Source organism: Cohnella sp. (genome assembly GCF_041640265.1).
Classification (GTDB): domain Bacteria; phylum Bacillota; class Bacilli; order Paenibacillales; family Paenibacillaceae; genus Cohnella.
Window position 1 is genome coordinate 1 of sequence record NZ_JBEQAP010000080.1, and the last position, 15,217, is coordinate 15,217.

13 protein-coding genes and 1 pseudogene are annotated in these 15,217 nt (G+C 48.0%); 10 read left to right on the plus strand and 4 right to left on the minus strand.

The annotated features are described in order from the left end of the window. Window positions 1-696: 696 nt before the first annotated feature. The 4 genes from ACESLK_RS28630 (at window position 697) to ACESLK_RS28645 (ending at window position 6,868) form a co-directional block, all read left to right on the plus strand. A complete protein-coding gene (locus ACESLK_RS28630) occupies window positions 697-1,176 on the plus strand; it encodes a hypothetical protein (protein WP_373233234.1) in 480 nt (159 codons plus the stop codon). A 119-nt stretch (window positions 1,177-1,295) separates the two neighbouring features. Next, window positions 1,296-1,610: a hypothetical protein gene (locus ACESLK_RS28635; RefSeq protein ID WP_373233235.1), complete on the plus strand. Its 315-nt coding sequence runs from the start codon at window positions 1,296-1,298 to the stop codon at window positions 1,608-1,610. A 153-nt stretch (window positions 1,611-1,763) separates the two neighbouring features. Beyond that, window positions 1,764-1,940, plus strand: a complete 177-nt coding sequence (locus ACESLK_RS28640; protein WP_373233236.1) for a hypothetical protein — start codon at window positions 1,764-1,766, stop codon at window positions 1,938-1,940. A gap of 245 nt (window positions 1,941-2,185) precedes the next feature. Further along, entirely contained in the window at window positions 2,186-6,868 is a 4,683-nt protein-coding gene (locus ACESLK_RS28645; protein WP_373233237.1) for a chondroitinase-B domain-containing protein, read from the plus strand. Between the two features lie 174 nt (window positions 6,869-7,042). Here the strand turns inward: ACESLK_RS28645 and ACESLK_RS28650 are convergent, their stop codons facing one another. From ACESLK_RS28650 to hxlA, 3 genes are all read right to left on the minus strand, one after another. Continuing rightward, on the minus strand, window positions 7,043-7,426 hold the full coding sequence (locus tag ACESLK_RS28650; protein WP_373233247.1) for a winged helix-turn-helix transcriptional regulator: 384 nt from the start codon (window positions 7,424-7,426) through the stop codon (window positions 7,043-7,045). A 183-nt stretch (window positions 7,427-7,609) separates the two neighbouring features. Then, window positions 7,610-8,167, minus strand: coding sequence for a 6-phospho-3-hexuloisomerase (gene hxlB, locus ACESLK_RS28655; protein WP_373233238.1), 558 nt, complete (start codon window positions 8,165-8,167; stop codon window positions 7,610-7,612). A gap of 4 nt (window positions 8,168-8,171) precedes the next feature. After that, entirely contained in the window at window positions 8,172-8,804 is a 633-nt protein-coding gene (hxlA, locus tag ACESLK_RS28660; RefSeq protein ID WP_373233239.1) for a 3-hexulose-6-phosphate synthase, read from the minus strand. 177 nt (window positions 8,805-8,981) lie between these two features. On the opposite strand from hxlA, the pseudogene ACESLK_RS28665 reads away from it, so the two are divergent. The 3 genes and pseudogenes from ACESLK_RS28665 to ACESLK_RS28675 form a co-directional block, all read left to right on the plus strand. Next, a pseudogene (locus ACESLK_RS28665) lies at window positions 8,982-9,071 on the plus strand (GNAT family N-acetyltransferase); the annotation flags it as partial. A gap of 137 nt (window positions 9,072-9,208) precedes the next feature. Then, a complete protein-coding gene (locus ACESLK_RS28670; RefSeq protein ID WP_373233240.1) occupies window positions 9,209-10,042 on the plus strand; it encodes a lipase family protein in 834 nt (277 codons plus the stop codon). A gap of 31 nt (window positions 10,043-10,073) precedes the next feature. Further along, complete coding sequence (locus ACESLK_RS28675) at window positions 10,074-10,919, plus strand: lipase family protein (protein WP_373233241.1); 846 nt, start codon at window positions 10,074-10,076, stop codon at window positions 10,917-10,919. A 39-nt stretch (window positions 10,920-10,958) separates the two neighbouring features. Here the strand turns inward: ACESLK_RS28675 and ACESLK_RS28680 are convergent, their stop codons facing one another. Then, a complete protein-coding gene (locus ACESLK_RS28680; RefSeq protein ID WP_373233242.1) occupies window positions 10,959-14,066 on the minus strand; it encodes an ATP-binding protein in 3,108 nt (1,035 codons plus the stop codon). 289 nt (window positions 14,067-14,355) lie between these two features. On the opposite strand from ACESLK_RS28680, the gene ACESLK_RS28685 reads away from it, so the two are divergent. The 3 genes from ACESLK_RS28685 (at window position 14,356) to ACESLK_RS28695 (ending at window position 15,127) form a co-directional block, all read left to right on the plus strand. Then, window positions 14,356-14,595 carry an AbrB/MazE/SpoVT family DNA-binding domain-containing protein gene (locus ACESLK_RS28685; protein ID WP_373233244.1) on the plus strand — a complete coding sequence of 80 codons (240 nt, stop codon included), beginning with the start codon at window positions 14,356-14,358 and terminating at the stop codon, window positions 14,593-14,595. Continuing rightward, window positions 14,596-14,919, plus strand: coding sequence for a type II toxin-antitoxin system PemK/MazF family toxin (locus ACESLK_RS28690; RefSeq protein WP_373233245.1), 324 nt, complete (start codon window positions 14,596-14,598; stop codon window positions 14,917-14,919). 79 nt (window positions 14,920-14,998) lie between these two features. Then, complete coding sequence (locus ACESLK_RS28695) at window positions 14,999-15,127, plus strand: hypothetical protein (RefSeq protein WP_373233246.1); 129 nt, start codon at window positions 14,999-15,001, stop codon at window positions 15,125-15,127. The last annotated feature ends 90 nt before the right edge of the window (window positions 15,128-15,217 follow it).

A 15,217-nucleotide genomic window follows, 5' to 3' on the forward strand; every position in this document is an offset into this window, starting at 1 on the left:
AAGAAGAGTTGAAACAACGAATTGAACGCTACCTTAAAGAAGTCAATGAGAACCCCATGCCATTCCGATGGAAGTATGGTTTAGAAGGGTAACTCAATGTTTCGTTAATTCGGGAGCTTTCTACTAGTTACCCTTCACAGTAAAGCCTAAAAAGACTAAAGGCAAATTGCATGAATGAAACCGTCATGATATGATTAAGATAGAAGAAGGAGCCGGACGGCCATCCGGCTCCCTGCACAACATATTGGGTGGGAAACCCCCAGTCAGTGACCAGAAAATAACCCGCAGGCCGTCAACCTGGGCGGGTTATTTTCGTCTTTTCAGATATGTGAGCAAAGCCAGCAAAAACATGCCGAGCATGATCACTTCTGTCAACGAAAATTGCATGAGCATCACCTCCACTCTGGAGGCGATACTTCCCCACCCAAGTTTGTTGTACACTAGAATTATATCAAAATATGTAATTTATTGCACAGAGGTTGCGGGCCTAGACAAGCTAGTTGTGCCTAGCTTGTCTAGGCCCGCTGGGGGCTATCTGAAGCTTACCGAATTAGAGCGAAGCTTTCCCGGACAGCGCATACGTATCGGATTTGATTGTGCGGCTGAGAGGTTCCATATATAATAAAAAATGATAATTTTTATAAACATTATGGTGAGTGGTGGATGTAGGGAGTAATGAAGATAAGGAGGTGCCGAATGAATAAGTGGAGAGCGTTATGGTTGTTGGTAGTTTGGGTATTGGTTTTGACAGGATGCCAAAGTTCGTTGGAGCCGGTGACCGAGACTGCGTTGGAGAAGCAGTACGGCGAAGAGGTAAGCGCAGATTTCAATCAAGAAGATGAAGCCGTCGTGGATGCAGGGGATGGTAACGTTGAAATAGACAGCAAAGTCGAAATTCCGGCCGACTTCCCTGGCGAGTTCCCACAGCCGGAAGGCGAATTGAGCTCAGCAATAAAAGCTGAGAATGGCTGGCAATTGATATACATCGTTACTGATCAGGAGAAAATTGTCGAACTGGCAGAATGGTTTCCGAACAATGGCTATACAAAAGAAATGGCAACCGAAATCAGCGAGATGAAGACCTGGATTTTTGAAAATGAACGTTACATGGTCACGCTCGGACTGGTGTTAAGTGAACACGAACATACATTTTCATATATGGTATCTATAAAGTAGGAGTTCGGACTCTCTATACTGAAGCGCGGCGTATTTAGCTAGCGCTTTTGTTTTGGTTGTTACATTAGAGCGAGAACCTGATTCAAAGAAACTTCAGATCCTCAGCCCCCCAACCAAAAGTGGCTATCGGACAATCACCGAAGTCCCTTGTTCAGACGGCAAGCTATATCTGTCCGCGGTACTGGATTGTTTCAACGGAGAGATCGTGGGCCTCGCCATGGACGACAACTGCATTCCGAGAGTGTCTGGCTAAACGTGATGCCATTCAGCGCATGAGCGGCACAGGGCGTTGCTATGATAACGCAAGGATGGAAAGCTTTTCTGCTACGCTAAAGAAAGAGAAGCTGTACAAGATCAACAACGAGCGCTATCCGATGACCTATATTAGATCGATCATCTTTAGATACATCATGGTCTACTACAACAGGCGGTAGATTTACACCTCTAATCCAGGGGGCTGGCCCCCAGCTATTTATCGCGAAAGAATGCTGTCACAAGCAACTTAGTAACGGGATTTCTGTATGAGGGTGTTTTCAAACTGCACTTTTTTTGACAACTCCAATACTGGTAATGAGAAGGTGAAACTCATGGATAAATTCAAAGCTCTAGAGAAACTTATTAGGCTTACAGGAGATCGCGCCAAGCTGGATGCAAAAGCTAACGACACATACATTGTATATAAAACTGCGGAAGGCCAAATTGTGAAAGAATACAACAATGGAGACATTGTCCCCGTTGCTGATTCAGATGCCTCTCATGTATGAACAGAAGCCGATTATGTATATATTTGCTGGTAATAATGGCAGCGGTAAAAGCACCATTCGAAACAAGAACGAATGCCCAAGCGAACAGTTGAACTTCAACTGTCCGCGGGGCTTTTTTTCGTTGTCCGAGTGGATACTTTACTATAGGCTTAAAAAAGCGCAAAGGCTCTTAAAATCAATCATGTCCATCCTAAATATGGATTTTTATAATAGACCTTAATTCTGCTTATAGGATGGTGAATCTATTGATAAGCCTATCGGCTGTAAAGAAACAGGTAAGTGGTTTCATATCTGTTCTGCTGGCACTTTCTCTAAGTTTGGCATCGATCGGGGTGAACACCGCATCGGCCTCCGTGAACGATCTGCAGCATGAGAGCTTCGAAGGCTATGGAACCGAACAATCGGGATATACGTCTCCTATAGGGAGTCCTGTGAGTCAGTCCCAACCCTGGACGAATGCCGTCGGAGGAAGCGCGACCTGGATAGTAGACGAGGAGACGGTGTCGGGGGAGGTTGAGTCGAATCACTTTTTAAGACAAACCGATCCCGCTACCTACGTGCTGACTAACGAGTACTGGGGGAGCAGCAATCCGTACATGACGAGCGAAAGCATAACCTTGTCCGGGAGAGCCAAAGTCACCGGCGCCAATAGTACCTATGCGGGATTGGTTGCGAGATATTCCGGGAGCGGATCTACGCGAACATACTATCGGTTCATGATGAAGAAAAATACGCTTAGCTACCAATTCTATTTGGAGAAGGTGACAGGCAACTCCAAAGTCGCGGTGCCGCCGACGCCAGGTACGGTGAATGTCAGCGGCATTTCGATCCCGAACGAAACTTTGAGTTCTTCCTATGATTCTCTAGGTTACATGCCGCTCAAACTTCATGTGATTCGTAACGCGGATGCCACTTTGACGCTGCAAGGTTTTTACGGAACTACGCTCGTGCTCTCCGGCACCGATACGGCCCCTTACAACGCAGGTCTCGTCGGACTGTACAGCAATGCCGGCACGACTGCATTCGACGATATCAGGGTAGAGGCGTATACTCCTCAGGGGCCCCATGTTCCGGACGCTCCGACCAATGTAAGCGCTTCCCTCCTTGGGGGAGGATCGGTGAAATTATCGTGGGCAGCCGCGGCGAATGCGACAGGCTACAATGTTAAGATGTCTTCAAGCCCGGACGGACCTTTTACGGCGGTAAACAGCACTCCCGTTACGGCCACTACCTATACGGCAAGCAATCTATCGGTCGGCCAAACCTACTATTTCGTCGTAAGCAGCCTGAACGGAGGTGGAGAAGGAAGCGATAGCGCGCCGGCGATTTCCGCGGTTCCTCAGACAAACCCTCCGGTTACGGTCACGAATTCGACGGAACTCGTTCTTGCGCTGAGAGCTTCGGTTCCGGGGAGTCTGATTGAGCTGGAGAACGGGAATTACGCCGGCTTCAGCATTACCGGGATTCACGGCGAGCCCGACAAGCCGATCGTGGTCAAAGCAAAGAATAAGGGGAAGGCTGTATTCCATACAACCGGCATTCGATTGACAGACAGTTCGTACATTACGATACAGGACATGGATTTTGAGATGGGCAGCGCTTCGAATTGGGTCAGGCTGACCGGCTCCCGCTACATTCGTATTACAAACAACTATTTTCACTCTCCAAGTACGGCTTCGGCGGCCTCCAAGTCGACCTGGGTTCTCTTGGACGGCTCAGGCAGCCATCATAACCGGATCGATCATAATTTAATGGAAAATAAACGGGATACCGGAAAATTCATTACCTTTGACGGGGCGCGGGACACCACGCTGGGCACTTACGAAATTACCCAAAACGATACGGTCGAGTACAATATTTTCCGCAATACTCTGCCGCGCCAAGTCAACGAGTCGGAAGGCATACGAATCGGCGTAAGCGATCTGGTTCATCTGAATGCCTACGCGACGATTCAATACAACGTATTCGATCATGTCGACAGCGATCCGGAATATGTTTCGGTCAAGAGCGGCGGCAATACGATCCGCTATAACTATTTTATCGAATCTCTGGGGACGGTGGCTCTAAGATCCGGCAACGGCTCCAGCGTATACGGCAACATGTTTATCGGCAATAACCGGTTGGAGCCTCCGGCCGATCCCGACAGCAGAGCGTTAGGCCCGGGCGGCGTTCGCATTTACGGCGAGAATCATAAAGTGTACAACAACTATTTCCAAGACTTGACGGGGACCGAGTGGGATGCGGCGATTACGATTACGACCGGCGATAACGACAATATGACACAGCCCATTTCCAGAACGGCCAACCACTATATAGCCAAAAATATCCTTATCGCCAACAATACATTCGTCAATAACAAAGGCAGCATAGAGCTGGGGATGACGCGTTACGGCAGGCCTCCGGAAAATCTGGTGTTTGCCAATAATCTGGCGGTTGGAGGTCAACAAGAACTGATCAAAATCATGACGCCTATTCCGGGGTTGGTATGGTCGGGGAATATCATGTTTCCGCAAAACGGCGTTCCGCTCATTACCGGCAATTCCGCACCGCTCGCCGAGTCGGAGGTCAAGGTGGCGTTTCCGATGATGAAGGATGAGGTTCTTGAGCTCGACCAAACGGAATATGCCTGGTTATGGTCATCGAACGAGTATGAGCGGCTTCGGACGATCAAATTCAAAAAGCTGAGCCCAATCAGTCCTGCTCTCGATGCATCCATAGGCGATTATAGCATTGGAGGTCCCTATTCGTTCATTACAGAAGATATGGAGCGAGAACCGCGAGCCGGCATTCCCGATGTCGGGGCTGATGAATTCAGCCAGGATCAGGAGACGGACACCGCTCCTCCGGTATGGCATTCGGCGCAGCCTTTAACATTGGTAAGCGTGGCGCCGCGAAAAGCTCATCTTGAGTGGCAGGAGGCGGTTGACGATACGCACATTGTTGCCTATAACCTTTATCAAAACGGCGAGCTTAAAGATATCGTTTTCGGAGATGTTTCAAATTACAATGCCTTATCGCTGGAACCGGGTACGACGTATACGTTTCAAGTGGAAGCGGTAGATCAGGCGAACCGGAAAGTATCCAGCAATACGATCAGCGTAGATACACCCGCATTTACAGGAGTCAGCCTCTCCGGCGTTCCATCGGACATCGCTCTCGGAGGGGCAGCCAAGCGGCTTTCAGCGATTGCGCATTATGAGGATTCGTCAACGGAAGATGTAACGGTAAGCTCCGCTTTTGTCAGCAGCAATACAAGCGTGGTATCCGTTTCTGAAGGCGGAGCGGTGATGGCGAGGGGTTTGGGCCTTGCATCTATTATTGCGACGTATAACGGAACGACTTCTCCGCCTATGTCGATAACGGTTCATCCTTCAGCGCAAACAACGAAGGTCGTGGATGCCGATACGTATGTAGACGACATCAATTCGGGCAATGTAAATACCAACTACAATAATGAGACGCATATGCGGATTCAAACGGATGGCGGCAAACAAAGCGGGTACATGAAAGTGACCGTACCGACGCTTGCGGATGCGGTCGATACGGTACAGCTCAGGCTGTATGTCGATTCTGCCCAGATCGGATCCGATCTTTTATTGAGAGGAATTGTTGACGACTCTTGGGATCCCGCTTCGATTACCGCTGCAAATCAACCGGTAAGGCAATTTACGGATATGGATCTGGGGCATATCGTTCCGGTTCTGGATAATAGCTTCGTTACTTTCGACATCACCAAATTTTATCAAAGCCAAACCGATCCAACGCTGAGTTTCCGGTTGACCATGGCGTCAAACGATAATCCGGCTTCTGTGAGCACGATCGAAGGTCCGGACATCGGTCGGGCCCCTACCTTGATCTTTACGACGATCGATGGCAGTACAACGCTCCAAGTCGATTCCGTATCCGGTGTTTACAGCGATACCGTTTCATTAAAAGCGATGTTGAAGAATGGCGCAGGCCAGCCTATACCGGGGGAGACCGTTGCTTTCAAAGTGGACGGCTCCTATGTCGGGCAATCGATAACGGATGAGGAGGGAACGGCGATTCTTCCGTATCAAGTGCAGACGGAGACGACTGGGAATCCGGAGCAAAGTTTCTCGGAGCATATGCTGCAAGCAGTCTTTTCGGGTAACCAGGCGAACCGACTGAAGGCGAGTGAATCTTCTGGCGTATTGACGGTGCATCAAGAAGAATCGGGTATCGTCTATACCGGAACTCTCCATGCCGCGGAACTGACGCCGATCAGTTTGTCTGCCGGCGTCTCGCAGCAGCAGGATGGAGAGCTTGGGGACGTCGGCAATCTGCCGGTCAAGTTCACGCTGTTTAAGATGGACGCTAACGGATTGTTCACCGAGTATCCGGCTTCGGTCACACAATCGGTATACGTGACGAATGCGCTTGGCATCGCTTCCGCTCAGGTGATCCTTCCGGCAGGTATTTATCAGGTCAGATCGGCTCTTGTAAACAACGGACGGTTTCTGGCGGCTGAAACCGATGCGATTATCGCGGTTAACGGAGCCGGGGCCGCGAAGCTGGGGGGGCACGGATGGATGGATGTGGAAACGCCAAACCCAGTCCTTGGAGGTAACGCGAAAAAACTTCATTTGGAAACCGAGTGGAATCTCGACCCTTCCGATCAGGTCATGCACGGGTATCTGAACATACATGCGAAGCCGCAAGGAATGCGTATTACGTCGAACGGCGGCTTCGTAGCAGCAGACCTGAATGGGTTCGTATATATTCAAGGAACCGCGCAGGACGATCTGGGGGAGGCCTATACGATACGACTGGTGTTGCAGTCGGGAGCTGCACATGGGAAACCTCAGAACCTGGTTTCTTTGCAAATCTGGAATGGAACCGAGGCGGAAGGAACGCCGGTGCATGAAGCTGCAAATAGAGAATTCAACGGGAGTATTACGGTGAAGTAGGATCTAATCTCCTAAGAGAAGCAGCAGAGGGAGGAAACGAGCTTGGCAGCGAGTAGAGGGCTTGTCGAACTAAGTTAACGGCGGCATGATCGTTGTCCGAAATGGCGATGACAGAAAATCCTCACAGAAGAACAGAGCCACGGGCTGGTTCTTCGTGAGGATTTTTATTGAGGATTATAACGCGGTCTCCTGACAAGTCCGTCCGTCTTTCCATACGACTTGTTCCCCATATTTTTTTCCCCAGTTGTACATCATTTTCAAAACAGGCATGAGACTTTCGCCGTGTTCCGTCAAAGAATACTCTACCCGGGGAGGAACCACGGGATACACTTTACGGAAGATCAACTGATCTTCTTCCAATTCACGCAACTGATTGGTCAACATCTTTTGCGTAATGTGGGGGATTAGTTTTTTCAGTTCGCTAAACCGTTTCGTTCCTTCCAAACCGAGATGCCACAAAATGATTAATTTCCACTTGCCTCCGATCACGGCCAGCGTCAATTCTTTCTCGCAGTTAATCGTCATCAAATCGATGCGATCTTTTACTTCATTCGCCATCATCCATCCCCTCCACCCGGTAGTATACCACAAGTATCTACAATAGGTAAAAGGATATACTTTCTGTTTGGAAACTGAAGGAGTGGATGAATTTATTCATGATTCTAATGCGTCAACTGCTTTTTTCCACAGCATGTCCGCCGAATTCGCCCCGCAGGGCCGCTACGACTTTGCCTGATCGGCTTACTCCAGGTTGGCATGTCTGCCGTACATCCTGCCGGAGTCCTGTCCCCGTTTGTCCATCAGCCGGAGAATGACGGCGTCGTAAAATACCAATAAAGTCTGTTCGAACAATGAAGCCATCGGCTGAATGGTCGTATGGCAGCCGCTTGCTTGATCCTTAGGCGATCCCGGCAGCTTTACCAGAGCATCCGCCAAACATCCGATCGTCGACTCCGGAGCGATCGTGACCGCAACAACGGACGCCTCCAGACTTTTCGCTTTTTGGGCCATCGGGATCAAGCTTCTTGTTTCCCCCGAGCCTGTGCCGACGATGAGGACATCGCCCTTGTCGATGCCGGGAGTTACCGTTTCCCCGACCACATAGGCGTGTATCCCGGTATGCATCAGCCGCATGGCGAAAGCCCGCCCCATCAAACCCGATCTTCCTGCGCCAGCTACAAACACTTTGTTGGATTGCAGAATGATATCGGCCAATGTTTCGGCTTCAGCATCGGCGATTTGTTCCACCGAGCGATGAAGCTCCTTGATGATCTCGGCGGCATATTTTATCGTTTCCATGAGGTTAGGCCTGACTAACCAATCTTTTCATTTCAGCCGCAGTTGCCTTCTTATCCTCCTGGCCTGTAATACCGCCGCCGACAATGACCAGATCCGGATTGGCCTTGATGACTTCCGGCAGCGTATTCAGCTTTATGCCGCCAGCTATCGCCGTTTTTGCATGCTTAACGACACGTTTGATCGCCGTAAGCTCTTCAAAGGAGTTTTTGCCTGCCGCCTGATGGTCGTAACCGGAATGGACGCAGATATAATCAACGCCAAGCGCGTCAATTTCTTTGGCCCTGCCTTCAATGTCCTTCACGTTGATCATGTCGACCATAATTTTTTTGTTTTGTTTTCTGGCTTCCTCGACGGCGCCTCGAATCGTCGAATCGTCCGACGCACCCAGAACGGTAATAATATCCGCTCCCGCTTCGGATGCTTTCATGACCTCATATCCGCCTGCATCCATAATTTTCAGGTCAGCCAGCACGCGCAGAGACGGAAATGCCTCTTTAATTTCCTTTACCGCTCTCAACCCTTCGTTAATGACGACCGGCGTACCGATTTCGACAATATCAATATGCTCCGCAACTTCCGCAACCACTTGCTTTGCTCCCGGAATGTCTACAAGATCCAATGCCAATTGAAGTTCCATAGGACGATCTCTCCTTCAAAATGATTGTTGTTGTTGTTGTTGTTCAACTTAGCCCATTGTAGAGGCTTCATTTCATTTTAGGAAGTAGGCACTTTGCCGTGGGGGAGTTACCTGGAGGATACTATTGTTCCAGCGGTCCAATATGAGTCCATTGACTAGGAGCGGCCGGTTCCCGCTATCATCCGAAACTACAAGGCGAAAGATTTTCCCGGAATAATTGGCATTCAACAGGAAAGTTTTCCTCCGCCTTTTCCGTCCGAATTATGGTGCAAGGAATCGATGGCTTCGCTCTCCGGCCAGGAGAACAGCTTACATTATAGGTACTATATAATCATTTACCGGGAAAGAACTTCATAATTATAATCAAGTATTTCGTTCATGAGTCGTTCACCCGGAGGATGAATATGAAAAACGCAAAAAGGGACAGCTTCAATGATCAAACGGCTATCTTTCTTGCGGCAATGAGTTATCAGACCTATCCTCTTTTCTTGGAAGGAAAGCTTGTGCTGCCGAAAGGGTTTGATCTTCTCTCTGTCATACGCGGTTTTGCAAATGTAGAGAATCCTGAGGAACTCCAGTTTGGTTTCATTGCAGAGTCGGAGAATCAAATAATTATCGCGTTCAGAGGGTACGCTTCCTATCCTGCGGATCTGTTGGCTAGTTATGACATCCTGCAAATCCCCTATCCCTTTGTCAGGAATGCGGGGAGAACCTCGCGCGGATTTACCTGTGTTTACCGATCAACCCGAATCTCGATTTTTAGACAATTAAACAAACTGCCAACCTCAAAACGTCTGTTTATTACTGGACATAATTACGGTGGAGCCCTAGCCACGCTGGCGGCTTTGGATATCGCCGTGAACACCAAGTTTAACGAACCCGTCGTCTATACGTACGGCAGCCCTCGTGTTGGAGACCCTGTCTTCGCTTCCCGATTCAATCAATTTGTCACTCACAGTGAGCGAATCGTCAATATTCATGATTCATTTCCAACGTTTCCGGATCGTAACTATCCGCCCCCGTTTACAAGAAAAGGAATCGCCTACCAGCATGTAAGAACAAAGCATCCGATCTCTTTCCAGTTGAATAACACTCCCCGCAATGACGCGATCGCTTGTTATTTCAAGACTCTCAGCCAGGAGAATCCAGATTATGCAAGAACATTATGCAGGGAGAATCCGGGGTTTTGTCCTGAGACGGATAGGTGCGTTTCTTACCAAGGATGTCTGAATGGTTGAAGGAAGAAATGGTTTATGAGGGGTTGCAAGTATGAAAATCTCCAGCGCTTTTAACCATGAAGAAGCGATTTTGCTCGCGGGGATGGTCTATCAGTCGTATCAGCTGTTTGAAGGGCGAGAGGTCTTCTTGCCGAGCGGCTTTGAGATCCGATCGATCATTCACGCGCTTGCCGGCGTCGAGGAGCCGGTGGAGGAAGTGTTCGGTTTTATTGCCGAGTCCCCAAATCAAATCATTGTCGTGTTTCGAGGGACCCGGACCTTTCAAGACAATGAGTCCGATACGGACCTGTATCAAGTCACCTATCCCTTTGTCGAGGATGCCGGAAGAACCCACCGCGGGTTTACCTGTATTTATTTATCGACCAGAGAAGAATTGATTGAACAATTAAGCAAGCTCTCCACAGCCAAAAGACTGATGGTCGCAGGACACAGTTTAGGCGGAGCCTTGGCCACTTTAGCTGCGCTGGATATAGCCGAGAATACCGAATTTAAGCGGCCTGTTGTTTATACGTACGGCAGTGCGCGTACCGGAAACCCGGAATTTGCTGACCGGTTTGATCGGGTCGTAAAGAATAGTTTCCGCATCGTTAATGTCCATGACATTATTCCGACATTGCCGGCTCGAGCTTATCCGCCTCCGTTTACAGATAATGGAATATTTTATGAACATGTGAGGAACAAAGTTCCGCTTTCGTTCCAATTTAACAGCGTCGCCGTACGCAATCATGAGATTGTTTGCTATTTTCATAAACTCAGTCAGCGCAGTCCTCGTTTTACTAATGCCTTATGTATGGAAAATCCAGGCTTTTGTCCGGATACGGATTTATGCGTGCCTTTTATAGGAGTATGCAGTCCGAAAGAAGAAGACGAAGAATAAAACTCCTGGAAGAAGGCGGTTTTTTCTAGTCATGAATAATCACGGAAGGTGTGTATAATTGTCCTTGATCTCGAGCATATGAATGAGGATGGTTGTCCCTTTCCCCAGCTCACTGTTCAATTGAAAACGAGTTCCTTTAATCAGCGAAAGCTTTCTAAATGGATTAGTAAAGCCTAATCGCTCGTTTCGCCCGCGCAATAGCTCTTGCTGCTTTTCCGGAGGAATCCCGATCCCGTCATCTTCTATCGTGATTTTGATATACTGCCGTTCCCGCTCGATCGTAAGACGCAGCGTTCCGCCATCTTTTCTTTTGGTTATCCCGTGACGCACCGCATTTTCCACTAGCGGCTGAATGGTCATGGCCGGGATATAGGTTTGAATGGTTTCGTCAATATTATATTCGATACGAAGTCTTTCTTCAAAACGCATTTGTTCGATCGCTAAGTAAGCCTGTACTAATTGTATTTCTTCCTCCAAAGGAACCAGAGAGCGCTGCTTTTCGTAATCCAGTTTTCCCCGGAAATAGGTAGAAAGATGTTCTAAGGCAGTTCGGGTTTTTTCCTGATCGGACCAGCTTAGCGAAATAATCGAATTAAGGGTGTTGTACAAAAAATGCGGCGTAATCTGAGCGTAAAAGTAGCTGAGTTCATGCTCCACAGCATCATACGCTGATTTTTTCATCAACAGCAAGGACTCGATTCGCATCTCTAATTCCTTCAAATGAACAGGCTTCTGCAAGTAATCGTTGGCTCCTAATTGGAAGGATAAAACTAAATCAGACAATTGTCCCGCTGCGGTTAATATGATGACAGGCAAATCCACCAAGTCTCGCTTCTGTCTAATCGTTTTGCAGACCTCATATCCCGTTATATTGGGCATCATCAAATCCAAAACGAGTAGATCCACCTTTTCCGTTTCAACGATGTCGAGCGCTTCCTGCCCGCTGCCTACCGCAATTACGCTATATTGAAGCGAATGAAGCATATGAATAAGCGCCTTCAAGTTGGCCGGCTCGTCGTCTACAACTAATACGGTATACGGTTTTGATCCTTCCACTCTAGCAGGCAGGATAACCTGCGCCTGATTCCTCTCCCGATCCACCCTTCGGGCAGACGCGACCTGTTCGTGCGCTTCGCTTATTTCCTTATGTCCTAGCAGCTGCTCGTTAGTAGCCAGCGGGATCGTGAAGGTGAAGCAGGAGCCTTTGCCTAGTTCGGAAGTTACCCAAATACGTCCGCCTGCGCTCTCCACAATTTTCTTGGTAATGCTTAATCCCAGACCCAGTCCTTCCGATTTCCTGGCACGGCTGCTATCAACTTGATAGAAGGTTGTAAAGATGAGGTCGTGGTGCTCTGCAGCAATACCCGGTCCCGTATCCTCAACCGATATGTGCGCCTGTTGCTCTACGATTCGAGCTGAGATCGTGATCGTTCCCTGCTTGGTGAATTTAATCGCATTGTAGATCAGGTTGAAGAAAACCTGCTTTAGCTTCTGTTCATCGGTGTAGATAAGCGGCAAATTTGCCGGAATCTTGTTGATTAATTGAACAGATGGAGCGGGTGGCATGACATAGGCAATCTCAGCGAGCACTTCTTCAACCATTCGGATTTCGATCGGTCTGGATGTAAAAGAAACCTCGCCTTGCTTTATTTTGGAAATGAATGAAAGATCCTTAACCAAGCCGGCCAATCTTCTGCTAACCGAGTGGATTAATATGGCGCTTTCTTGCTGTTTCCTTTTTAAAGGCCCCTCTACGCCCTCCAGCAGCGATTGAGAAAGGTTCATAATCCCATGGAGCGGAGTGCCAAGCTCATGTGAAGTTTTGACCAGAAATTCATCCTTCATTCGGTCGAATTCAAGCAATTCATGAGACAGTTCCTCCACTTTGTTGTAGGCCTGCTGAGAACGGTGACTCAATAATAGCGCCAAGCTCAGCACCATAATGAGAAACAAAAGAAAGGACGGCATTTCGATTTCCACTTCAAATAGCAGGACAATGGCAAGCAGATCCCCGTAAAGAGCAAAAGTATAAACAACGATCAGCACATAGTTGGACTCATCCGTTTTTTGCTTGTAGGCTTTCAACAGCAGGATAAAAATAAATACGTAACCGATAGCGGTAGTCCCTGAAATAAGGAGTTGAATGAGCGGAAATGAACCCTTCACCATGAGATCGATCGTCCTGCCTAACGTAAATACGGCCAAGGCTTGAAATCCTAGTATTGCGCTTAATGCGACGACGATTCTTCTGCTGGCCGTCATGTTGAAGAAATGATACACAAACAACAGGAAAAACAAGACGAAAAGCGTAAGTGAAATGGCTTGTATTTCCAGTTGTGAAGAGGGGCTCAACTCCGGAAACAGTAAGTAGATCCATCTTTCGTTTATCGTCGATATGTGTAAAGCTTGCGCCAAACAGAATAGACTGAAATAAAGCTCATACCGAAATTTTCGTTTGTGCTGCAAATAGGACGTAAAGTAGATAAACGAAAACAGCAGATAGCCGGAAATGAGAAAGGCTTCAACGAATTTTGCACGGCCTTGTTCGGTTAATATTTGATCGGCTAGACCGAAATCGAGCGAACTGACAATCCCGCCAACAGCATAGTCATAATTGGCAACGAGGATAACAAGCTCTATCTGTTTATTCTTACTGTTTCCCAACACGACATACTTTTTGTAATCGAAGCGATATTCTTCGATTCTGTCGGAAGGAACGCCGGCTGAGCCAAGCTCCTCTCCATTTAGATAAACTTTATTAGCATTACGAATCGTATTCAGCTTCACGCCATAGAGGTCGTCTTCCGGAACATGAATAAGCAAGCGATACGTGCCTGTCCCGTAAGGAGAAGCTTTCTTAGACTTATAGCGATCCCATGCGGCAGGTACCGGGATGGTTTGGCGATTGGCCTTATAACGATCAAAGACATCCTCATCCGGATGGGGCACGATTAATTGTTCCGGATAGAAGTCCCATTCTCCATCAAGCACAAGTTTATCCTGCCGATCCCATTGCTGCAGCGAAAGAACGCCATTGTTCGCCGCGAAAGTATTGGAGTCGAATACACGAAAGGAATGAAGGACAAAGTACGTGGTCAAGAGAGTGATAGCGATCATAATTAGAGTGAGAAACTTTCTATTATTCACACAGCCAATTCCTTTCACTATGGGTACTACGGTATGGGCTATCTCTAAATAGTATCGTCAATAACTCGTAAAAACTTTAAGAGCTATATTTACCTATAGCCGGATGAGGGAAAACCTCACGTCCGGTTTGATGAAGGGGCCCTCCAAAGAAAATCGTTAACCGAGCAATTATTCAGCAGCTCTAAGCTCTAATGTATCATTTCTAACCTTTGTGTATATACTGGTATATACATGTTGTTGGGGGTGTGATAAAATGGAAAAAAGGATTGGAAGAAGGGGGGGAATCTACATGTCGACCACCATACAAAAGTGGGGAAACAGTCTAGGTATTCGCATTCCCAGCCAGATCGCCGAGCGTATTGCGGTCAGCCAAGGATCTGAGGTTGACTTGGTTGTGAGTGATGATCATACGCTCATTGTAATACCAAAGAAAAAAAAGCCGACATTAGAAGAATTGTTGGCCCAATGTAAATCGGATAATCGCCATGACGAAATTGATTTCGGAGTAGAAGGGAAGGAATTGCTTTAGATGAGTGCAGACCGAGGAGATCTAGTATGGATAAACTTTAATCCCCAAACAGGTCACGAACAGGCCGGGAGAAGGTCTGCAATCGTGCTTTCACCACAAGCATTCAATGAGACGACGGGTTTTGTTTCCGTTTGTCCAATCACTCATACCATTCGAGGCTGGGGGTATGAAGTATTGCTCCCCGATGGTTTGGTGTTTAATGGGGTGATTTTGACGGATCAGATTAAAAATCTGGATTGGCGAGCTAGACGCATAGACATCGTTGGAAAAGCCCCGAATGAAGTCGTTAATGAGTGCTTAGATAAAATACACACATTTTTATAGCCATTATTAATCAAATAGTTTACCGCCATGCTAGTCCGGTCGCTGGGACGAGGCGCGTCGACTGACCGCACCTCCCCGTATGACGATGAAAAGACGGGTTCCTGGTATGATGGCGAGTAGGCTGGCGGCGGTTAGTGCATTGGAGAAGCTGCCGATCGCCATCATTCGTTTGCTTCGCCAGGCGGTTTGTTTGTTGGACGGGCGATGATTTACTTACTTGGCGCAATACCTTTAATCAGCAGCTCTGTCCACTGGGAGGTATAAGGGAGTATTTTGGGGTAGATGTGCGGGCTGGAGA